Source organism: Polynucleobacter wuianus (assembly GCF_001659725.1).
In the GTDB taxonomy this organism is placed as follows: domain Bacteria; phylum Pseudomonadota; class Gammaproteobacteria; order Burkholderiales; family Burkholderiaceae; genus Polynucleobacter; species Polynucleobacter wuianus.
This window is the reverse complement of record NZ_CP015922.1, coordinates 73,942-95,071: the sequence shown is the minus strand read 5'-3', so window position 1 is coordinate 95,071 and position 21,130 is coordinate 73,942. Positions and strand designations below refer to the sequence as shown.

Sequence of the window (21,130 nt, the reverse complement as noted above, 5' to 3'; positions counted from 1 at the left end):
GTCCAAGTACTTATATTAATTTGCTGGCTTAGCAGTGGCTAATTGTTTGTTGCGATCTTGCAAAAACTTCACAAGACCTTCAATACCGTTTTGACTAATTTGATTTGAAAATTGATTTCGATAGGCTTCGACCAACCAAACACCCATGATGTTCATGTCGTATACCTTCCAACCTTTATCCGTTTTCTCCAGGCGGTAATCCAAAGGTACCGGATCACCGCGGCCAAGAACAACAGTTTTAACAACGACATCTTTGTCGTCTGGGGCTGCACGTAGCGCTTTAAATTGCACGGTCTGATCACGTAATTGACTGAGAGCGCCAGAGTAAGTACGAATTAGCAGGCCCTTAAATTCAGAAGTGAGTTGAGCCTGTTGCTCAGGAGTTGCTTTTTTCCAATTCGGACCCATCGCCATTTCAGTAGTACGACGCATATCGGCATACGGAACAATTTTCTTTTCAACCAAATCGACGATTTTTGGAATATTGCCTTTTTGAATTTCTGGATCCGCCTTTACAGAAGCCATCACGTCTGTAACGACCATCTTAATTAGGGCGTCTGGAGGAGTTGCCTGGTCAGGCACTTGCGCAAATAGCGCACCAGAAACCAAAAGCAAAGTCATGCCCAGGTATTTAGATATCCGTTTGAAGCTCTTCATTTTTCTGTCTCGCTCTAGTTATCTCGTCAGGGCTGATTTTAGCCCCTCATACAATACGCTTACTCGTAAGGATTCTCGTAAACAGGCATCTGAGGTTCTTCGTCATCTCGACCCTCATTAATTTGATACGCACGTCTTTGAATATAAGCATCACGCATAAAACTGTACTTATCAATTGCGGCGCCATCTAGCAAGTCGCCAGCCTCGTAGTAGGTATTGCGGGCATTCACTACACGCAAGCCAGTAATGCTATTACGCAAGCCTACATCCTTAACGTACTTAAAGAGGTAGTCGGACTCTAAATCGGCAACCGTACCAAAGGTATCGCGTACGTTGCTTGGCCCAAAGAATGGCAGAACGACATATGGGCCGGAAGGAACACCCCATACGCCAAGAGTTTGACCCCAATCTTCTTTATGCTTTTCAAGACCGCCTGGTGTCGCCAAATCGATGAAGCCTCCCAAACCCATCGTCGTATTCACAACCACGCGCATTAAATCATTGAAGGCATAGCCTGGTTTACCCTGAAGCAAGTTATATGCAACGTTATAGATATCGTTGTAATTGCTAAAGAAGTTATAGATACCATCGCGAACAAGCTCAGGCAATACAAATCGATATCCCGCCACCACAGGTTTTAACAAATAGGCATCTAAGCCTTCGTTAAATTCAAATACGGAACGGTTAAATGGCTCCCATGGATCATTTGGAGAGGGCTCTACCCCAGCAGGAATGGAAGCACAGCCTACTAACGCAGCGGCCATACTAAGCAAGATAAATTGCCGAATCTTGCTAATAATTTTGGCCGCGCAGAACATTATTTTGCTGCACTCTTCTCTTGACCACTATCAGCCGCTTTGTTGTACAAGAACTGACTGATTAAATTCTCAAGAACAATTGCTGATTGGGTTTGCGAAATCTTTTCGCCGTTGACCAACATATCATCTGACCCGCCAGCCTCAAGGCCAATGTACTGTTCGCCCAATAGACCTGAAGTCAAAATCTTTGCAGATGAATCCTTAGGGAACTTATAAGAATCTTCGATGGTCATCATGACGGTTGCTTGATAGGTTTTGTCATCAAACGAGATGTTGGCAATACGCCCCACCACCACACCGGCACTCTTTACAGGCGCACGTGGTTTTAATCCACCGATGTTGTCAAAGCGCGCTGAGATTTTGTATGTCGGTGCAAATGACACTGCATTCATGTTGCCAACTTTCAATGCCAGAAATAATGCGGCCAATAAACCGATGGCAACAAAAATTCCTACCCAGATATCAATTGCACTTTTTCTCATAAGAGCCTCAGTTTATTCTTTCTAATTCGAAAACATCATCGCGGTTAGCAAGAAATCCAATGCCAAAACCGACAAAGAAGAAATCACCACGGTACGTGTAGTTGCTTGCGAAACACCCTCAGGCGTTGGTTTTGCTTCATAACCTTGGTACAAGGCAATAAATGTCACTGCCACACCAAATACCAAACTTTTAATCAGGCCATTTCCAATATCGGAAAAAAGATCAACGCCACCCTGCATTTGCGACCAGAATGCCCCAGAATCGACACCAATCAATGGCACGCCAACAAAATAGCCCCCAATAACGCCTACAGCAGTAAAGATGGTGGCCAAAATAGGCATGGAAATAATGCCCGCCCATAACCGCGGGGCAATTACTCGACCCAAAGGATCTACGGCCATCATTTCCATAGCGCTGAGCTGCTCACCAGCCTTCATCAAGCCAATTTCTGCAGTTAGTGAAGTACCAGCCCGCCCTGCAAACAATAAAGCAGTAATGACGGGGCCTAGTTCACGCGTCAGAGACAAAGCAACCAATAAACCCAAGGCTTGCTCTGAGCCATAACGATTTAAGGTGTAGTAACCCTGAAGCCCCAAAACAAATCCAACAAATAAACCAGAAACAGCAATGATTACAAAAGAGTGATTGCCAACAAATAAAATTTGATCAAGTACTAAACGTGGTCTTTTTAATAAAAAACCTGAGCGCCAAATGACAGCAGCAAACATACGTGTTGCAAGACCAAGGCTCGCTAAATTACGACGAATAAAAAAACCGAGATCGCCTAAAAGATCTAAAAGTTTGTGAAGCGCAGTCATTAAACTCTCACTCCAAAATCTTCAGCCAAGCTTTGTCCTAGGTAATGAAATGGCACAGGACCATCAGGTGCGGCATCCAAAAACTGCCTTACAAAAGGATCTGTAGAGCGACTTAAATCCTCTGGCGTACCTTGCGCTCCAATTTTTCCATCGGCAATGAAGTAGACGTAATCAGCGATTTCAAAAGTTTCTTCAACATCATGAGTAACTAATAAACTCGTGGCTCCCAGGGCATTATTGAGATCACGAATTAAGCGTGCAGTGATGCCAAGAGAAATCGGATCCAAACCAGCGAATGGCTCGTCATACATGATGAGCGGAGGATCTAACGCAATCGCTCTAGCAAGAGCAACCCGCCTAGCCATGCCACCCGAAATTTGCGATGGCATTAAATCACGCGCACCACGCAAACCCACTGCATTGAGTTTCATCAAAACTAATGAGCGCAAAAGCTCTTCACTTAAATCAGTATGTTCGCGTAATGGAAAGGCCACGTTTTCAAAAACACTGAGATCGGTGAACAAGGCGCCAAACTGAAAAAGCATACCCATGCGCCGACGAGCAGCCATGAGTGCATCACCACTCATCTTGCCAATGTCTTGACCCTCAAATAAAACCTGTCCTGCTTGAGCTGTGAATTGACCACCGATCAAACGCAGAATGGTCGTTTTACCGCAACCAGAACCACCCATGACAGCAACCACTTGACCTCGACGAAACTCCATATTGAGTCCCGACAATATTTGTCGCTCACCAGGCGCATAGGAAAAGTTGACGTCCTTAATCGAAACGACAACTTCACCTAGTGGCTTTTTGACATCCAATGCGCTTGGCTGAAAAATGTTCATATCCCCGATATTATCGGGGTAAAACAGATGACCCCATCAGATACTGGTCTACTGCTTGAGCGCATTGGCGGCCTTCACGAATTGCCCAAACCACCAAAGATTGACCACGGCGCATATCCCCAGCAGCAAATACCTTAGGAACATTGGTTTGGTAAGCGTTTTGCCCATCTACTGTTGCTTTTGCATTCCCGCGAGGATCTTTCTCAACGCCGAATGCATTAAGGACTTGCTGAACTGGAGATACAAAGCCCATTGCCAAAAGTACTAAATCTGCCTTGATCTCAAATTCAGAGTTAGGAACTTCGGACATCTTGCCGTCTTTCCACTCCAAACGAACGCCAATCAATTTCTCAACTTTGCCGTTTTTGCCTTCAAAACGCTTAGTGCCAACTGACCAATCACGATCGCAACCTTCTTCATGAGAAGAAGAGGTGCGCAACTTCGTTGGCCAATATGGCCATACCAAAGGCTTGTTTTCAACTTCTGGTGGCTGAGGGAGTAATTCGAACTGAGTAATCTTGGTTGCGCCATGACGGTTGGAAGTACCAACGCAATCAGATCCAGTATCGCCACCGCCAATCACAACAACATGTTTATCAGTTGCACGAATTTCGTTTTTAAAGTCACCAGCATTTTCTTTATTCTGAGGAATCAAAAATTCCAATGCATAGTGAACACCAGCCAATTCACGGCCAGGCACAGGTAAATCCCGTGGTTGCTCTGCGCCACCAGTAATTACTACTGCATCAAAATCTTTCATCAATTGTTCAGGTGAGACAGTTTTCGTTGAGTAGTTTTTGACTTCAGCGCCTATTACTTCTTTGCCGACGAAAACACTGGTTTCAAATTTCACACCCTCAGCTTGCATTTGCTCTACGCGGCGATCAATTAACCATTTTTCCATCTTGAAGTCAGGAATACCATAGCGAAGTAAACCGCCAACGCGATCATTCTTTTCAAATACAGTTACATCATGACCGACACGTGCCAATTGCTGAGCAGCCGCCATACCAGCAGGGCCACCACCAACAATCGCTACCTTTTTACCAGTCTTGGTTTTAGATGGCTGAGGTTTTACCCAACCGCTTTCCCAACCTTTATCAATAATCGCATGCTCAATTGACTTAATGCCAACTGGTGCACGATTGATGCCTAATGTGCAAGCAGCTTCGCAAGGTGCTGGACAGATACGGCCAGTGAACTCTGGGAAGTTATTGGTAGATTGCAAAACATCTAAGGCATTCTTCCAATCGTTATGAAACACCAAATCATTAAAGTCGGGAATGATGTTGTTAACAGGACAGCCGTTATTACAGAACGGGATACCGCAATCCATACAGCGTGCGCCCTGTACTTTTGCTTCTTCGTCAGTTAATGCGGCAACGAACTCTTTGTAATGGTGGAGGCGTTTAACTGGCGCTTCGTATGTTTCATCGACACGCTCAAACTCCATAAATCCAGTGACCTTACCCATATCTAATCCTTAGTATCTTTTCTTAATATCCATCTGTCTATTTGAGCTACTTAAGCAGCAACTGTTTTTTTCTGAGCCTTTTCCCACAACTCACCTAAAGCACGCTTGTACTCAGTTGGGAGAACCTTCACAAAACGACCACGAGCATTTTCCCAATCAGCCAAGAGTGCTTTAGCGCGCTCTGAGCCGGTGTAACGGAAATGACGCTCAATCAAGGTCTTCAAGATTTGCTCATCTGTTAAGCGCTCACCACCATCTTTTACGTCAACGGGGGCATGCCATTCAGACTTCGGCATCTTGGCGTTTTGCTCTGCAGAAGGCAGAACTTTTTCCAAAGTTGCCATGCTGGTATTGCAACGCTTATCGAACAAACCATCTTCGTCGTAAACATAAGCAATACCACCACTCATACCTGCGGCAAAGTTACGGCCGGTTGTACCAAGAACTACCACGGTACCGCCAGTCATGTACTCACATCCGTGGTCGCCAGTACCTTCAACAACAGTAGTTGCGCCAGAGTTACGAACTGCAAAACGCTCGCCCGCAACGCCATTAAAGAATGCTTCGCCAGCAATTGCACCGTATAGAACGGTATTACCAACAATGATGTTCTTTGCAGTATCGCCACGGAATTCATGTGGAGCACGAACGATTACGCGACCGCCTGACAAACCTTTACCTACATAGTCATTACCGTCACCGACTAGATCCAAGGTGATGCCGTGAGCCAAGAATGCTGCAAAGCTTTGGCCTGCAGTGCCATTTAATTGAATATGAATCGTGTCATCTGGCAAGCCTGCATGACCATAGCGCTGGGCTACTTCGCCTGAGAGCATTGCGCCAACTGTACGGTTCACATTCTTCACCGGAACGATGAAAGAGACTTTCTCGCCACGCTCTAAGGCAGGCTCACTCTTCTCAATCAAGATGTTATCTAGGGCACTTGCCAAGCCATGATCTTGTGTCAACACTTGGTAACGAGGAACATCGCTTGCTACCTGTGGTGCAGCAAAAATCTTGCTGAAATCTAAGCCATGCACTTTCCAGTTTTCAATGCCCTTACGTGTATCGAGCAAATCAACGCGGCCGATCAAGTCATCAAACTTACGAATACCCAATTGCGCCATGATCTCGCGCGCCTCTTCTGCAATAAAGAAGAAGAAATTCACGACGTGCTCTGGTTTGCCAGAGAACTTCTTGCGCAATTCTGGGTCTTGAGTAGCAACGCCGACTGGGCAAGTATTCAAATGGCACTTACGCATCATGATGCAACCCTCAACAACCAATGGAGCAGTTGCAAAACCGAACTCATCCGCACCCAATAAAGCGCCGATCACCACATCGCGACCAGTCTTCATTTGACCATCCGCTTGAACACGGATACGGCTACGCAAGCCATTGAGAACCAAGGTTTGCTGTGTTTCAGCCAAGCCTAATTCCCATGGTGAACCAGCATGCTTAATGGAAGAAAGTGGTGATGCACCGGTACCGCCATCATGACCAGCGATCACGACGTGATCTGCTTTAGCCTTAGCAACACCAGCAGCAACTGTACCAACACCGACTTCAGAAACCAACTTCACTGAAACGTCAGCTTTTGGATTGACATTCTTTAAGTCATGAATCAACTGAGCAATATCTTCAATTGAGTAAATATCATGGTGCGGAGGGGGAGAAATCAAACCAACGCCTGGCACTGAGAAGCGCAACTTACCAATGTAGTCAGACACCTTTCCACCTGGCAACTGACCGCCTTCACCTGGCTTAGCGCCTTGGGCCATCTTGATCTGCAATTGATCAGCAGAGCGCAGATACTCAGTAGTTACGCCGAAACGGCCAGATGCTACTTGTTTAATTTTGGAGCGCAATGAGTCGCCATCCAATAATGGAATATTGGCCTCTACAACATCACTACCCAAAATGCTAGAAAGGGTTTCGCCTTTCTTGATTGGAATCCCTTTGAGTTCGTTGACATAACGATTTGGATCCTCGCCGCCCTCGCCAGTGTTGGACTTGCCGCCAATACGGTTCATGGCAATCGCCAAGGTAGCATGCGCCTCAGTAGAGATTGAACCCAAAGACATCGCACCCGTCGCAAAACGCTTGACGATCTCTTTTGCTGGCTCAACTTCATCTAATGGAATCGCTTTGCTTGGATCAATCTTGAATTCAAACAAGCCACGCAAAGTCATTTGACGCTTGGTTTGATCGTTGATGATGTTGGCGTACTCTTTATAAGTCTGATAGCCCTTATCTGCACCAATACGTGTTGAATGTTGCAACTTCGCAATCGTGTCAGGAGTCCACATGTGATTCTCGCCACGAATACGGAATGCATATTCGCCACCAGCATCGAGCATATTGGTCAGCACAGGATCATTGCCGAATGCGGCACTGTGCATGCGCAATGCTTCTTCAGCTACTTCAAATACACCGATGCCGCCAACGTTTGATGGGGTGCCCTTGAAGTACTGATCAATGATGTCGCGGTTTAAGCCAATTGCTTCAAAAATCTGTGATCCGGTATAAGACATGTAAGTAGAGATGCCCATTTTGGACATGACTTTTTGTAAGCCCTTACCAACAGCCTTTACAAAATTCTTCACTGCTTTTTCACCAGACAAGTCGCCTGATAAACCTTTAGCTAAGTCTGTCAACGTTTCCATCGCGAGGTACGGATGAACGGCTTCCGCACCATAACCCGCCAAGAGCGCAAAGTGATGGGTCTCACGTGCGCTGCCAGTTTCAACAACGAGACCAACGCTAGTACGCAAACCTTTTTCCACCAAGTGTTGGTGAATTGCTGAGGTAGCCAACAACGCAGGAATAGCAACGTGTTTCTCATCTACCTGACGATCGCTCACGATCAAAATGTTATAGCCAGAACGAACTGCATCAGCAGCTTCGGCGCACAAAGAAGCTAAACGCGCTTCAATACCAGCCTTACCCCATGCGGCTGGGTAGCAAATATCTAACTCATATGAGCGGAACTTACCATTGGTGTAGTGGCCAATGTGGCGAATCTTGGTGATGTCATCAAAATCCAAAATAGGCTGACTCACTTCTAAGCGCATTGGAGGATTAATATTGTTGGTATCTAACAAGTTCGGCTTAGGCCCAATGAAAGAAACCAAAGACATCACCATGTTCTCGCGAATTGGATCAATCGGAGGATTGGTCACTTGCGCAAACAATTGCTTAAAGTAGTTATATAAAGGCTTGTTCTTATTTGAAAGGACTGCCAATGGGCTGTCATTACCCATTGAACCAATCGCCTCTTCACCATTCATAGCCATTGGAGCCATGAGGTACTTGATATCTTCTTGGGTGTAACCAAATGCCTGTTGGCGATCTAATAATTTTGCCGCTGGACGAATAGTTGTTTTCTCATCAACCAAGTCTGCCTTACTGGCATCGACTTCATCCAACTTGACGCGAACCGCATCGATCCAGCTCTTATATGGCTTAGCCTTAGAAACAGCATTCTTGAGCTCAACGTCATCAATGATGCGACCTTGTTCCATGTCAATCATGAACATCTTGCCTGGTTGCAAGCGCCATTTTTGAACAATCTTGCTTTCAGGAATTGGTAATACACCTGCTTCAGAAGCCATGATGACTAAATCATCATCAGTTACGTAATAACGTGCTGGACGCAAACCATTGCGATCCAAGGTTGCGCCAATTTGACGGCCATCAGTAAATGCCATCGCAGCAGGGCCATCCCATGGCTCCATCATTGCTGCGTGATACTCATAGAATGCGCGGCGATTGTCATCCATTAATGTGTGCTGTTCCCATGCCTCAGGAATCATCATCATCATTGCTTGAGCCAATGGATAACCCGACATCACCAACAACTCCAAACAGTTATCAAAGCAAGCGGTGTCTGATTGGCCTGGATAAATCAATGGCCATAATTTTTGTAAATCATCGCCGAGCACTGGAGAGCTGATTGCGCCTTCGCGTGCGTTAACCCAATTTACGTTACCTTTAACGGTATTAATTTCACCGTTATGAGCAATCATGCGATATGGGTGAGCCAACTCCCAAGCAGGGAATGTATTGGTCGAGAAGCGTTGATGCACAAGGGCTAGCGCCGATATAGTGCGTGGATCTTGCAGATCTTGGTAGTAGGCCCCTACTTGATTTGCCAAGAGCAAACCTTTGTAAACAATGGTGCGCGCAGACATCGAAGCAACGAAATATTCTTTACCGTGCTTCAAATGCAAATCTTGAATTGCATGACTTGCAGTTTTGCGAATCACATACAACTTCCGCTCAAGCGCATCGGTTGTCATAATGTCGCGACCACGACCGATAAAAATTTGACGAATGAATGGCTCTGTCATTTGCACCGTTGGCGACATCGGCAATTTCACATCAACCGGGACATCTCTCCAACCCAAAACAACTTGTCCCTCTAAACGCACTGTGCGCTCTAATTCTTGTTCGCAAGCTAAACGGGATGCATGTTCCTTTGGCAAGAAAATCATGCCAACGCCATACTCACCAAATGGTGGCAATGTAATGCCTTGCTTGGCCATTTCTTCGCGATACAAGGTATCAGGAATCTGAATCAAGATACCGGCACCGTCACCCATCAATGGGTCTGCACCAACCGCACCCCTATGATCTAAGTTCTCTAGAATTTTTAAACCCTGAGAAACGATCTCGTGAGATTTCTTGCCTTTGATGTGCGCAACGAAACCTACGCCGCAAGCGTCATGCTCATTTCGTGGATCGTATAGACCCTGTGCAATTGGGCGAAGATCTGAATTTAATTGTGTAGTCATAGTATTTCCGAGGAACGACAAAGGCTCAATAACTTTTGGAAGATCAAATATAGGTGAATACCCATATCGATGCAATAGAAATAAAATGAGTCTGTCCCATTTATTTTGATGCCGCACCAAAATGAATTTTTAAAATGGGGACAGAGTTAAAATAATTCACAACCCTAAAAATGGCTAAAAATCCCTATCTTACTGAATTTAAAGAATTTATTTTCTTTGGGCGGCCACGATGGCGGATCTGAGTTAATTCAGGAGTGTCTTTAAATAGCTTTTTTGCATAAATATCGCTTACCCAGGGCTTGGAGCGGATTAAGGATTCCGTAATTTGGCGATCCTCCCAGTGGGGAGCGCCCTCTTTCACAAAATCTACCCATTTCATTTGACGCTCAAAAGGGGTGTTACCCAATTTCCAAAAATACTGATGATCAACCAGCCATGGTTCAGCATTACCGCCAATGTGTGTAGCAAAACTTGTCCAGTCTGAATCTTGGGGGCTAGATTGGTAACCGGCTCGTACTGGATTTAACTCAATGTAGCGCTGACAGCGTAAAAAATAGTCTGGGTCAATCAGCGAAGAGCGGTATCTTCCCTCCCAAATGGTTCCCGATCGTTGATGTTGTTGATTGAAATACTGTGCATAACGACGACCTAAAGATTGCATTGTCTTTGCCAACGAATCTTCATTTTGAGGGGTCAGCAGTAAATGTACATGATTGGGCATTAAAGCAAAGGCGTGGACAGCACATCTAAATTGTCTAGCTGCTTCGCGTAACCACTCTAAATAAATACGACGATCATCATCGTTAAAGAAAAGCGTTTCGCGGTTGTTGCCACGAACCATCACATGCATTACTTGGCCAGGTATAACAGTGCGCGCTTGCCGAGCCATGATGATGACGAACTACTGTAGTTCGCGAACCCCACCACTACGAGAGAACTCTGGGATAAACCAATCGCCATCAGCTTGAGTGACGCCCTCTGGAACAGCACGTGACTCTTGTGGAGCATCTTTTAAGGCAGTGGACATATACGAAATCCACATTGGTAAGGCGAGGCCACCACCGGTTTCACGATCACCCAAGCTTGCTGGCTTATCAAATCCAATCCAGGCAATCGCAACTACTTTCGGGTTATACCCAGCGAACCAAGCATCGTGGGATTCGTTGGTGGTGCCTGTCTTACCGGCGATATCACTGCGCCCTAGCTTGGCACGTGCTGACGCGGCAGTACCCGTCTTAGTGACTTCTTGCAACATGCTATCCATTACAAAAGCGGTACGTGCATCTAGGACGCGAGGCGCGCCATCACCCACTCGAATAGGTTTAGCTTCAAATAAAACGGCACCCTTAGCATCAACCATCTTATCGATTAAGAACGGATCAACACGATAACCACCATTAGCAAATACACTATATGCAGAAGCCATTTGTAAAGGGGTTACAGATCCCGCACCCAAAGCCATGGTGAGGTACGGTGGATGCTTCTCTGGCTCAAAGCCAAAGCGCTGAATATATTCTTGAGCATATGAAGGACCAATCGCACGAATAATACGAACGGAAACCAAGTTCTTAGATTTAGCCAATGCGTTACGTAAACGCATCATGCCGTCATATTTACCGTCATAGTTTTTTGGCTCCCAAGCCTGGCTACCCGTTTCTAAGCTACCGATTGAGAGGGGCGCATCATTGACCATCGTGCTGGGCGTAAAGCCTTTTTCAATTGCTGCAGCATAAATGAAGGGCTTGAAAGAGGAGCCTGGTTGGCGCAAAGCCTGAGTAACGTGATTAAATTGATTCCGACGGAAGTCAAAGCCACCAACCAAAGATAGAATCGCGCCCGTTTCGGCATTCATCGAAACAAAAGCGGCTTCTACTTGTGGTAACTGCGCTAGCTTCCAAATACCCCCTTCTGACAGCAACCTCACAATTGCACCTGGACGAAGTCTTTTCTTGGGCTGAGTGCTATCCGTCAGAGATGCAGCAGCCAACTTCATTCCCTCACCTTTAATCGTGATCGTATCCCCTGTAGAGATCATGACCTGCATCTCTTTTGGCTTCACATCCAAAACTACACCAGACTGCAAATCATCTAACTGAGGATAGGCTAGCAAAGCTTCATCGATAGCACGCTGACGTTTGACTGGATCTTCAGGTAGCTCGATAAAGCCTTCTGGCCCACGGTAAGCATGGCGCAAATCGTATTCAAAGATTCCACGACGAACCGCTTTATAGGCGGCATCTTGGTCAGCCTTCAAAATAGTGGTGTAAACATCGATGCCTTGAGAGTAAATCGCTTCTCCATATTGATTAAAGAGCAGTTGACGCACCATCTCTGCAGGAAAATCTGCGCGTACCGCAAACTCATTGCCTAGCCCGCGAATATGCAATTCTTCAGCCATTGCTTTTTGATATTCCTCAGTGCTGATATAGCCAAGATCGCGCATACGCTGCAAGATGTATTCCTGACGAATCTTGGCGCGCCTAAAGTTGGTTACCGGGTTATAGGCTGAAGGTGCTTTAGGCAAACCTGCCAACATCGCAGATTCTGCAATCGTGATGTCTTTTAATTCTTTACCAAAATAAATTTGTGCCGCACTAGAAAATCCAAAAGCACGCTGACCCAAGAAAATTTGATTCATATAGATTTCAAGAATCTTGTCTTTGGTTAACTGTGACTCGATTTCCCAAGCCAACAAGACTTCATAGATTTTGCGACTGAAGGTTTTCTCATTGCTGAGGAAGAAGTTGCGAGCGACCTGCATCGTGATAGTCGATGCGCCTTGAGAGAGATGGCCCCGCAGATTTGTTGCTGCAGCCCTAAGAATGCCCACATAGTCGACACCGCCATGGGAGTAGAAGCGATCATCCTCAATTGCTAGTACCGCATTACGCATGCTCATGGGAATCTCATTCAAAGGAATAACCTTGCGGCGCTCTTCACCAAACTCACCAATCAATACTTTGTCAGCCGTATAAATACGCAAAGGAGTTTTAGGGTTGTAATCCGTTAATGCGGAAATCTTTGGCAAATTAGGTTTGGCTACCAAAAAGGCGTAACCCAACAAAAGCGTTACCACCAATGCAGCAGCAACTCCAATAATGAGGAGTGCTTTAATAAGGGGACTGCCTGAAGATTTACGAGGCGAGCCTGGGTCTACTCGAGGTTGACGTGGACGTCTGTCGGGCTGACGAATAGGACGCTGATTAAACGTCTGCTTGTCTTTTGGGGGAAGCGCCATATGCTCAAATTATAGGGTGCTTAGGCAATTTCACCGAAAGCTCCAAAACCCTTGTTTTCTGACTACCAAGTCAATAAAGACTGATAGTTTTTTGTCACCCATATTCCCAAAATATGGGCATGCCATCACGCCATATCTCCCCGCAGTCTTTTGATGAAATTCTGAGCGAACTTGGGGATGATCCAGCAATCCCAGACCCCCATGGAATTCGTAAATCCAGCAGCCCCAAGGCCCCTCCAAAATCAGAGCCCCCAAGCCAAACTCTACCCCTGGCAGATCTGAAAAAGATTGGCTTATTCATCGCTTTAGGTATTGGACTCATTGGTCTCGGGCTTGCCCTATTTACTGCTTACGACTCTATGAATTCCCATCAAGACTTGCCACTTGAGAGCAATCAAAAGGAGATTATTGAGCTAAGAAAGGAGCTAGCATCTTTACACGAACAAGTCCTCGAAATTGAAGATGATTTATATGAATCAATTGACTTATTAGAAGTGAGCATTCACTCACTAAGAAAGAATACACCTTCTATAGTCTCAAAACCTAAGCCTATAGCAATCCCTTTCGAAGCGGAACTACGCAGTTGGCGCTACTTGGGGCTTAGCCAAATCAACTCGTCGCAGCGGGCATTTTTCCACAATGGAAAGGGAACGGTCATGCTTGAAAAAGGATCCTCAGCGCTGGGTGATTGGAGGTTGCACAACATTGAAAAAGAGCTTGCCACCTTCAGCCACTCCCAAGGCAAATCCCTCACACTCAAACCATCCAAAACTGAATGACCATTCAACTCAAAAACCTCATCCTAGGGTTAAGTCTATTTGTGATTTTTTTAGATCCATCTGCAAAGGGCTCGACTACACCTAAGCAGCAATTTGAGGCACCCATCAGCTTGCAATTTACCGACATTGATGTGGCCGAACTTTTACAAATTCTTGCCAAGCTAGGTAGTACCAATTTTTTATTAAGTGAGTCCATTAAAGGCAAGATCACAGTCGAACTTCACCATACTCCTTGGCAAACTGCTCTGCACTCCATTTTGGCTAGCAGAGGTTTGCGCTTAATCAGAAATGGAGATATTTATTGGATTGGTCCACACGCAGAAATTGCAGCATTTCAGAAATATCGACGCGAAGACGCAGCACTACCTTTTGGTGGAGACCACATCAATAGCCCCCAGCAAATCTTGATTGAAGCCCGTATCGTTGAGGCAGACGAACGGTTCGCCCGAGAACTTGGTGCAAAGCTAGGCTACCAGGCCCACTCTTTTGGTGGAGTTCCAGACAACAAGATAGATGGCAACTTTGATTTAGCTGGCGCAGGCTTAAATGGCTTTAACCCTGCTGCAGTCGCAGCAACCTTAGTTTCCAAAAACGCCAGTCGTCTTTTGCAACTGGAGCTTTCAGCACTCGAATCAGAGGGTCAGGGAAAGATTCTGTCCAACCCACGGATCATGACTGGAGATCAGGTGAAGGCAACGATTGAGCAAGGTACTGAACTACCCTATCAAACCACATCACAAAATGGCAGTAAATTGCAGTTCAGAAAAGCCAACCTGCGCTTAGAGGTTCTACCTAAAATTCATCCAGATGGAAAGATCTCGATGTTGGTTGGCATCAACAAAGACACTATTGGCATGAAAACAGAGCAAGGGTATGCAATCGATACCAAAAGCTTGAGTTCAGAAGTCACCGTTGAAAATGGTGGGACTGCAATTATTGGCGGAATCTTCCAAACCACCGAAAGAGAGGATGAGGTCAAGGTACCGTTATTGGGGGATATCCCCTTTATTGGCCACTTATTTCGCCATAAATCCAAATTAAAAGATAAAACTGAACTCCTGGTCTTCCTAACTCCTACCGTTCTAGATAAACACTAATAAAATCAGGAGGTGAACTCTGCGACAAACAATATCTTCCTAATCGGCCTGATGGGTGCCGGTAAGTCGACCGTTGGTAAAGTGCTCGCAAAAAAGTTAGGGCGTCGATTTTTAGATGCCGATCATGTCATTGAAGAGCGGTGTGGCGTAAAAATACCGGTCATCTTTGAGATGGAAGGCGAAGAAGGGTTTCGCAAGCGCGAAGCGCAAGCTATTCGTGAAGTCACCAATGAAAAAAATATCGTTCTCGCTACTGGCGGTGGTGCAGTACTGCTCCCTGACAATCGCAAGGCTTTGAGCGAACAAGGCACTGTCATTTACCTACACGCTAATCCAGTTGAGTTATGGCATCGCACCAAAGGTGGCGAAGGTCGTCCCTTACTTCGTAATGGGGATGCAAAAAAAATTCTAGAAAATTTATATGCAATTCGTGATCCTTTGTATCGCGAGATTGCTGATCATGTAATTGAAACTGGCAAGCCTAGTGTCAATCAACTGGTCAATACCTTAATCATGCAGCTTGAACTTTCCGCTTGAAAACTATGATGAAAACACTTGAAGTTGATCTTGGTAACCGCAGCTATCCCATCCATATTGGTACTGACTTAATTGATCAGCCTGCACTCTTTAACGCTTGTGAAAAATCAACCTCGATTTACATCGTGACCAATACAACTGTTGCCCCCTTGTACGCGCAACGCCTTACTAAAACTTTAGAGACCTTTGGCAAACCAGTACGAACGATTGTTCTGCCTGATGGTGAGTCTTATAAAGACTGGAAAAATCTCCAACTCATTTTTGATGACCTACTAAAGTTTGGCGCCGATCGCCAAACGATGTTGGTAGCTCTGGGTGGTGGCGTTATTGGCGATATGACTGGCTTTGCGGCTGCTAGCTTCATGCGTGGCATTCGTTTTATTCAAGTGCCCACAACACTTTTAGCCCAAGTAGATTCTTCTGTTGGTGGAAAAACTGGCATCAACCATCCTCTAGGCAAAAACATGATTGGCGCCTTTCATCAACCCGCTGCTGTGATTGCAGATCTCAACACCCTCAAGACATTACCCCCACGTGAGCTCTCCGCAGGTCTTGCAGAAGTAGTCAAGCATGGCGCCATTGCTGATGAGCAATTTTTGGATTGGATCGAAGCTAACTCAAAAACATTGCTGGCCTGCGATACCGATGCGATGGGACATGCCGTATTGCGTTCTTGCGAAATTAAATCCGCAGTCGTTTCTGCTGATGAGAGAGAAGGCGGTATCCGGGCTACCCTGAATTTTGGCCATACCTTTGGCCACGCGATTGAAGCTGGCATGGGTTATGGTGAATGGTTGCATGGTGAAGCTGTTGGCTGTGGCATGGTGCTTGGTGCAGATTTATCTTGCAGACTGAATTTCATTAGCAAGGCGGAAGTTGAGCGTCTTACGAAGATTATTCAGTCGATGAATCTTCCGATCACCCCACCAAAATTTGGTGCCGAGCGCTACATGGAGCTCATGCAAGTGGATAAAAAAACAGAGGGTGGTCAGATCCGCTACGTTGTTTTAGAAAAAATGGGTAAGGCCCAAATCAAGAGCGTGCCAAACGCTCAGGTGATTGAGACCTTAGCTGCAACTGGCGCCGCTTAAGCTTTGATCAGCTGAATCTTGACCGGTTGCCCTGCTTGGGCACTAGCGAATTCTGATAAATCACTTAACAGCTCCTTACCAGTCTTGGTATCGAGCCACAAAGGTTTGGCCATAGTCCCAGCCCAGCGATAGTGATATCCGCCGGATTTAGCCGCCACCCATATTTCATGTAAAGGTGGCTGGGTATTGACCACAATCACACTTTTATCCCGAAAGTGAATATTGATAACATTACCACCCTGACGCTCGACATCTAAATCCAGATCCAACTGGTCGTCAGCGGCTTCTAATGCAACCTCAATTGACTGCAGTAAATTGCTACCCAATTGGTAAAACTGCTTGTCATCAATGGTTTCAACACCTGAATTATTTGGATTCATATCCGAGCCCTGCATGCTATATTCAACCATTCGTTTTAGAGACATTCATGATAGCGATTCTTAATAGAGCCCTCGGTATTAGCCTCCTAATATCCCTTGTTGGATGTGGGGTTAGGGGGCCTCTATATATGCCAAATGTGCCACCCGCCCCTACGGCTCCTACAGAACCAGAGACTAAAGGTACGCTCTATCCGTCACCCACTAGCACCACCCCCTCTTCTTCGGTTAAGTAATGACAAGCAAAGCAATTCCTCTTCCAAAGTTATCTGGGTTTACTGAGCGTGACGGCAATTGGTTTGCCGAAGAAATTCCACTGGCAGATTTAGCAAAAGAATTTGGTACGCCACTCTACGTTTACAGCAAAAAAGCATTGACTGAGGCTTACCAAGCCTATGACAAAGCCTGCGTGGATACAAAAGGCGCTCGTCGCGCCCGCGTTCATTACGCCATGAAAGCTAACAGCAATTTAGCAGTGATTGATTACTTTAAACAACTCGGTGCAGGCTTTGATTTGGTAAGTGGTGGTGAACTGGCTCGTGCATTAGCAATTGGTTCAGACCCAAAGAGCCTAGTATTTGCAGGTGTTGGCAAGTCAGCCTCTGAAATTGCGACTGCGCTTAAAGCAGGCGTCAAATGCATCAATGTGGAATCCATTGCAGAGCTACACAAAATAAATCGCGTTGCCACCGAACTTAATCTGCGCGCACCCATCTCTTTAAGAGTCAATCCTGATGTCGATGCACAAACGCATCCTTATATTTCTACAGGCTTAAAGGGAAATAAGTTTGGTATTGCCTATCACGAAGTTTTAAAGACTTATCGCGAAGCATCACAACTTTCTCAAATTGATGTAGTTGGCATTGATTGTCATATTGGCTCTCAAATCACGACGACTGCACCCTACTTAGATGCCCTTGATAAAGTTTTAGATTTGGTAGAGCACCTCAAAAAAGAAGGTATCGTCATTCACCATCTGGACCTGGGTGGAGGTCTGGGAATCTCTTACGGCGATGAAACTCCGCCCGACATTACAGAGTTCACTAATACACTTTTAAACCATGTAGCAGAGCGTGGTTTTGCTCATTTAGACGTGGTGCTGGAGCCCGGAAGATCCTTGGTGGGCAATGCTGGCGTACTTCTGACCACAGTTGAATACCTCAAGCCAGGCGCCGAAAAGAATTTCTGCATCGTAGATGCGGCAATGACTGAACTGATGCGCCCTGCTCTATATGAAGCGCATCACGGCATCGTTCCAGCACGTACTAAAGAAGCGAAGGGTCTGACTTATGATGTCGTTGGCCCTGTTTGTGAATCAGGTGACTGGCTTGGTAGAGATCGAAGTCTTGTTGTTGAAGAAGGCGATCTTCTGGCTATTCTTTCTGCAGGCGCTTATGGTTTTGTGATGGCATCAAACTACAACACACGCCCAAAACCAGCAGAGATTATGGTTGATGGCAAAAATGCTTATGTCATACGTTCACGTGAGAACACTGCTGATTTATTCGCAAATGAAAGTGTTTTACCAAAATAATTTTTCAATTTCTTAGACAAATAAAAACCCCGCTACATGAGCGGGGTTTTTATTTAAAGCTTTGTAATTGCTTAGTGCAAACCAGCCATGTAATCAGCAACTGCTTTCATTTCATTATCAGAAAGCTTAGTAGCGATTGTGGTCATCTGGCTGCTGTTCTTACGAACGCCTTCACGGAATGCAAGCAATTGAGCATTAGTGTACTCAGCCCACTGTCCGCCGACGAGTGGATACTGAGCCGGGATACCAGCGCCAGTTGGGCTATGACATGCAGCACAAGCAGGAACACCTTTTGCCGCAATGCCACCACGATAAATGCTTTGACCTAATTCAATGGTGTCTTTGTTTTGCGCAAGGCCTTGTGAAATCGGCTGCCTAGACAAGAATGCAGAAATGTTTTGCATATCTTGCTCTGTTAAGTTTGCAGCCATACCCATCATGACTGGATTTGCACGGCTACCTTCTTTAAAGTTTTTCAATTGTTTAGTTGTGTAGGCAGCATGTTGAGCTGATAACTTAGGCCATGTACCTGTTGCACTTTGACCTTTAGGACCATGGCAAGTTAAGCAGGCTGTTATGCCACGGCTAGCATCACCATTCGAATACAAAGCTTCGCCAGCAGCAAGATCAACCTTTGGCTTTCCTGGTACGGCAGCTTTCGCTTCAGCAGCTGGAGCCATAGGAGCAGCATCGGATGCAATTGCCACCCCAGAAACACCAATCAAGGCGAAAATGGAGAGGGCTGCAAAACCAGCACGCAAGCTAGTGAATTTGGAGATTTGGGAGGTTTGACGCATTATGTTTACCTTGGCAAAAATTCCTAAAAGTGTTTGGGCCCTACATTTACAACCTTTTTACCCAACACCATGAGATATTTCATGATTTTGCGTGATTTTACAATAGCTTCTGGACATGTCTAAACTCTTTCAAGCCCGATTCGCCACCACAGTCAATGACACCCATTACCTGCCTACCACGGCCCTACGTGAGGTGGCCTTTGCAGGTCGCTCAAATGCGGGCAAATCGAGCGCCATTAATGTCCTTTGCAACCAAAAAAGGCTTGCTTTTGCCAGCAAGACCCCTGGGCGCACCCAACACATCAACTATTTTGGTCTTTTCTCAAAAGACGATCTTTTGGCCTATTTAGTGGACTTACCAGGCTACGGCTATGCCGCCGTGAACCACGAGACTAAATACCACTGGAACACCCTTCTAAGCGACTATTTGCAGGAACGAGAACAACTGGTGGGCATGGTGCTGATTGTGGATGCCAGACGCGGTATTACTGATTTAGATGAACAAATGATTCAGTGGTTTGTGCCAACAGGTAAGCCAATTCACATTCTGCTGAGTAAGTGCGACAAACTCAATAAAAGCGAGTGCAAACATGCTTTAGAGGCGGTTCGCAAACAACTTCAACAATACGACCCTGCGCTTCCTGACGGTATGGGTGAATCAAAACAACTTACGGCACAATTATTCTCAAGCACCAAACGTATTGGACTTGAAGAGGCAGATAATTTAGTTATTAAATGGCTATTTGAATCAGAAACTCATGAAGATGAAATCACCAGCTAACTCTTTGCTTAACTTCCCAGGGCATCGCCCTCGTCGCATGCGTCGTGATGATTGGTCACGCCGTCTTATGCAAGAAAATTCTGTTTCTGCAAATGATTTGATCTACCCCGTCTTCTTACTTGAAGGCCAAGGCAAATCTGAAGCAGTAGCCTCTATGCCTGGTGTGAATAGGCTTTCATTAGACTTACTCATACCAGTTGCACAGGAGTGCGTTGACCTTGGTATTCCAGTATTGGCATTATTTCCAGTAATCGAGGCATCGTTAAAAACGCCTGATGGTAAAGAAGCTTTTAATCCAAATGGTCTTATTCCCACGGCTGTTCGCGAGCTGAAAACACGTTTTCCCAATTTAGGCATCATGACTGATGTTGCGCTTGATCCCTATACAAGCCATGGCCAAGATGGTGTACTCGATGAGCAAGGTCGCATTCTCAACGATGAAACAACTGCGATCTTGGTAAAGCAAGCAATTACGCAAGCGGAGGCAGGTGTCGATATCGTTGCACCATCAGACATGATGGATGGTCGCATCGGAAAAATTCGTGAAGCGCTTGAGCAAAAGAATTTAATTCATACCCGTATCATGGCGTACTCAGCCAAATATGCATCTGCTTTTTATGGCCCGTTTAGAGATGCAGTAGGCTCTGCAAAGAACCTAGGTAAAGCCGATAAAAAAACCTATCAAATGGACTGCGCCAATGGGGACGAGGCTTTGCGGGAGGTTGCTCTCGATATTAGCGAAGGTGCAGACATGGTGATGGTCAAACCAGGCATGCCCTATTTAGATATCGTACGCCGCGTTAGAGAAAAATTTGATTACCCTATTTACGCATATCAAGTGAGCGGGGAGTATGCGATGCTTAAAGCTGCAGCACAAAATGGTTGGCTCGATCACGATGCCGTCATGATGGAGTCTTTACTGGCTTTTAAACGTGCGGGTGCGGATGGTGTGCTGACTTATTTTGCTCTAGAGGCAGCGCGCTTACTTAAAGCAACAAAGTAAAA

General features: G+C 45.7%; 19 protein-coding genes. 8 read left to right on the top strand and 11 right to left on the bottom strand.

Annotated features, from left to right (window positions below):
- Positions 1-15 precede the first annotated feature (15 nt).
- The 9 genes from A8O14_RS00540 to A8O14_RS00500 all read right to left on the bottom strand — a co-directional run bounded on the left by A8O14_RS00540 (position 16) and on the right by A8O14_RS00500 (position 13,132).
- The gene (locus tag A8O14_RS00540; RefSeq protein WP_068947725.1) at positions 16-657 is read right to left on the bottom strand and encodes an MlaC/ttg2D family ABC transporter substrate-binding protein; all 642 of its coding nucleotides are present in this window, start codon (positions 655-657) and stop codon (positions 16-18) included.
- A 59-nt stretch (positions 658-716) separates the two neighbouring features.
- Positions 717-1,421, bottom strand: coding sequence for an MlaA family lipoprotein (locus A8O14_RS00535; RefSeq protein WP_228385083.1), 705 nt, complete (start codon positions 1,419-1,421; stop codon positions 717-719).
- A gap of 53 nt (positions 1,422-1,474) precedes the next feature.
- Positions 1,475-1,957: an outer membrane lipid asymmetry maintenance protein MlaD gene (gene mlaD, locus A8O14_RS00530; protein WP_068947723.1), complete on the bottom strand. Its 483-nt coding sequence runs from the start codon at positions 1,955-1,957 to the stop codon at positions 1,475-1,477.
- 21 nt (positions 1,958-1,978) lie between these two features.
- Positions 1,979-2,776: a lipid asymmetry maintenance ABC transporter permease subunit MlaE gene (mlaE, locus tag A8O14_RS00525; protein ID WP_068947722.1), complete on the bottom strand. Its 798-nt coding sequence runs from the start codon at positions 2,774-2,776 to the stop codon at positions 1,979-1,981.
- Positions 2,776-3,624 carry an ABC transporter ATP-binding protein gene (locus tag A8O14_RS00520; RefSeq protein ID WP_068947721.1) on the bottom strand — a complete coding sequence of 283 codons (849 nt, stop codon included), beginning with the start codon at positions 3,622-3,624 and terminating at the stop codon, positions 2,776-2,778. The genes mlaE and A8O14_RS00520 overlap by 1 nt, the downstream gene beginning before the upstream one ends.
- 10 nt (positions 3,625-3,634) lie before the next feature.
- Positions 3,635-5,098 carry a glutamate synthase subunit beta gene (locus tag A8O14_RS00515; protein ID WP_068947720.1) on the bottom strand — a complete coding sequence of 488 codons (1,464 nt, stop codon included), beginning with the start codon at positions 5,096-5,098 and terminating at the stop codon, positions 3,635-3,637.
- Between the two features lie 50 nt (positions 5,099-5,148).
- On the bottom strand, positions 5,149-9,894 hold the full coding sequence (locus tag A8O14_RS00510) for a glutamate synthase-related protein (protein ID WP_068947719.1): 4,746 nt from the start codon (positions 9,892-9,894) through the stop codon (positions 5,149-5,151).
- A gap of 184 nt (positions 9,895-10,078) precedes the next feature.
- Positions 10,079-10,783, bottom strand: coding sequence for a transposase (locus tag A8O14_RS00505; protein WP_068947718.1), 705 nt, complete (start codon positions 10,781-10,783; stop codon positions 10,079-10,081).
- A gap of 12 nt (positions 10,784-10,795) precedes the next feature.
- Positions 10,796-13,132 carry a penicillin-binding protein 1A gene (locus tag A8O14_RS00500; RefSeq protein ID WP_068947717.1) on the bottom strand — a complete coding sequence of 779 codons (2,337 nt, stop codon included), beginning with the start codon at positions 13,130-13,132 and terminating at the stop codon, positions 10,796-10,798.
- A 119-nt stretch (positions 13,133-13,251) separates the two neighbouring features.
- Here A8O14_RS00500 and A8O14_RS00495 point away from each other — a divergent pair, with 119 nt between their 5' ends.
- From A8O14_RS00495 to aroB, 4 genes are read left to right on the top strand one after another with little or no spacing between them, the layout of a single operon-like run.
- Positions 13,252-13,911, top strand: coding sequence for a hypothetical protein (locus A8O14_RS00495; protein ID WP_145915326.1), 660 nt, complete (start codon positions 13,252-13,254; stop codon positions 13,909-13,911).
- Positions 13,908-15,008, top strand: coding sequence for a type II and III secretion system protein (locus tag A8O14_RS00490; protein WP_099092295.1), 1,101 nt, complete (start codon positions 13,908-13,910; stop codon positions 15,006-15,008). The genes A8O14_RS00495 and A8O14_RS00490 overlap by 4 nt, the downstream gene beginning before the upstream one ends.
- A 12-nt stretch (positions 15,009-15,020) precedes the next feature.
- Entirely contained in the window at positions 15,021-15,545 is a 525-nt protein-coding gene (locus tag A8O14_RS00485) for a shikimate kinase (protein ID WP_071608663.1), read from the top strand.
- Positions 15,546-15,553: 8 nt separating this feature from the next.
- On the top strand, positions 15,554-16,636 hold the full coding sequence (gene aroB, locus A8O14_RS00480) for a 3-dehydroquinate synthase (protein ID WP_191904678.1): 1,083 nt from the start codon (positions 15,554-15,556) through the stop codon (positions 16,634-16,636).
- On the opposite strand, the gene cyaY is transcribed toward aroB, so the two are convergent.
- A complete protein-coding gene (gene cyaY, locus A8O14_RS00475; RefSeq protein WP_228385082.1) occupies positions 16,633-17,061 on the bottom strand; it encodes an iron donor protein CyaY in 429 nt (142 codons plus the stop codon). The genes aroB and cyaY overlap by 4 nt on opposite strands.
- A 2-nt stretch (positions 17,062-17,063) precedes the next feature.
- On the opposite strand from cyaY, the gene lptM reads away from it, so the two are divergent.
- Positions 17,064-17,249, top strand: a complete 186-nt coding sequence (gene lptM, locus A8O14_RS12000) for an LPS translocon maturation chaperone LptM (RefSeq protein WP_071608662.1) — start codon at positions 17,064-17,066, stop codon at positions 17,247-17,249.
- Positions 17,249-18,547, top strand: a complete 1,299-nt coding sequence (lysA, locus tag A8O14_RS00470; RefSeq protein ID WP_068947714.1) for a diaminopimelate decarboxylase — start codon at positions 17,249-17,251, stop codon at positions 18,545-18,547. Before lptM ends, lysA begins: the two co-directional genes overlap by 1 nt.
- A gap of 71 nt (positions 18,548-18,618) precedes the next feature.
- Here lysA and A8O14_RS00465 read toward each other — a convergent pair whose 3' ends face one another.
- Complete coding sequence (locus A8O14_RS00465) at positions 18,619-19,344, bottom strand: c-type cytochrome (RefSeq protein ID WP_082913057.1); 726 nt, start codon at positions 19,342-19,344, stop codon at positions 18,619-18,621.
- A 115-nt stretch (positions 19,345-19,459) separates the two neighbouring features.
- On the opposite strand from A8O14_RS00465, the gene yihA reads away from it, so the two are divergent.
- On the top strand, positions 19,460-20,125 hold the full coding sequence (yihA, locus tag A8O14_RS00460; RefSeq protein ID WP_068947713.1) for a ribosome biogenesis GTP-binding protein YihA/YsxC: 666 nt from the start codon (positions 19,460-19,462) through the stop codon (positions 20,123-20,125).
- Positions 20,103-21,128, top strand: coding sequence for a porphobilinogen synthase (hemB, locus tag A8O14_RS00455; RefSeq protein WP_099092294.1), 1,026 nt, complete (start codon positions 20,103-20,105; stop codon positions 21,126-21,128). Before yihA ends, hemB begins: the two co-directional genes overlap by 23 nt.
- Positions 21,129-21,130 lie beyond the last annotated feature (2 nt).

Bases quoted from the DNA above. Each gene is read 5' to 3' on its own strand.
- A8O14_RS00465 (WP_082913057.1), bottom strand. From the start codon at position 19,344: ATGCGTCAAACCTCCCAAATCTCCAAATTCACTAGCTTGCGTGCTGGT.
- yihA (WP_068947713.1), top strand. From the start codon at position 19,460: ATGTCTAAACTCTTTCAAGCCCGATTCGCCACCACAGTCAATGACACC.
- A8O14_RS00510 (WP_068947719.1), bottom strand. From the start codon at position 9,894: ATGACTACACAATTAAATTCAGATCTTCGCCCAATTGCACAGGGTCTA.
- lysA (WP_068947714.1), top strand. From the start codon at position 17,249: ATGACAAGCAAAGCAATTCCTCTTCCAAAGTTATCTGGGTTTACTGAG.
- aroB (WP_191904678.1), top strand. From the start codon at position 15,554: ATGAAAACACTTGAAGTTGATCTTGGTAACCGCAGCTATCCCATCCAT.
- A8O14_RS00505 (WP_068947718.1), bottom strand. From the start codon at position 10,783: ATGGCTCGGCAAGCGCGCACTGTTATACCTGGCCAAGTAATGCATGTG.
- A8O14_RS00495 (WP_145915326.1), top strand. From the start codon at position 13,252: ATGCCATCACGCCATATCTCCCCGCAGTCTTTTGATGAAATTCTGAGC.
- A8O14_RS00540 (WP_068947725.1), bottom strand. From the start codon at position 657: ATGAAGAGCTTCAAACGGATATCTAAATACCTGGGCATGACTTTGCTT.
- A8O14_RS00515 (WP_068947720.1), bottom strand. From the start codon at position 5,098: ATGGGTAAGGTCACTGGATTTATGGAGTTTGAGCGTGTCGATGAAACA.
- A8O14_RS00520 (WP_068947721.1), bottom strand. From the start codon at position 3,624: ATGAACATTTTTCAGCCAAGCGCATTGGATGTCAAAAAGCCACTAGGT.
- mlaE (WP_068947722.1), bottom strand. From the start codon at position 2,776: ATGACTGCGCTTCACAAACTTTTAGATCTTTTAGGCGATCTCGGTTTT.
- A8O14_RS00500 (WP_068947717.1), bottom strand. From the start codon at position 13,132: ATGGCGCTTCCCCCAAAAGACAAGCAGACGTTTAATCAGCGTCCTATT.
- cyaY (WP_228385082.1), bottom strand. From the start codon at position 17,061: ATGTCTCTAAAACGAATGGTTGAATATAGCATGCAGGGCTCGGATATG.
- lptM (WP_071608662.1), top strand. From the start codon at position 17,064: ATGATAGCGATTCTTAATAGAGCCCTCGGTATTAGCCTCCTAATATCC.
- A8O14_RS00490 (WP_099092295.1), top strand. From the start codon at position 13,908: ATGACCATTCAACTCAAAAACCTCATCCTAGGGTTAAGTCTATTTGTG.
- hemB (WP_099092294.1), top strand. From the start codon at position 20,103: ATGAAGATGAAATCACCAGCTAACTCTTTGCTTAACTTCCCAGGGCAT.
- A8O14_RS00535 (WP_228385083.1), bottom strand. From the start codon at position 1,421: ATGGCCGCTGCGTTAGTAGGCTGTGCTTCCATTCCTGCTGGGGTAGAG.
- mlaD (WP_068947723.1), bottom strand. From the start codon at position 1,957: ATGAGAAAAAGTGCAATTGATATCTGGGTAGGAATTTTTGTTGCCATC.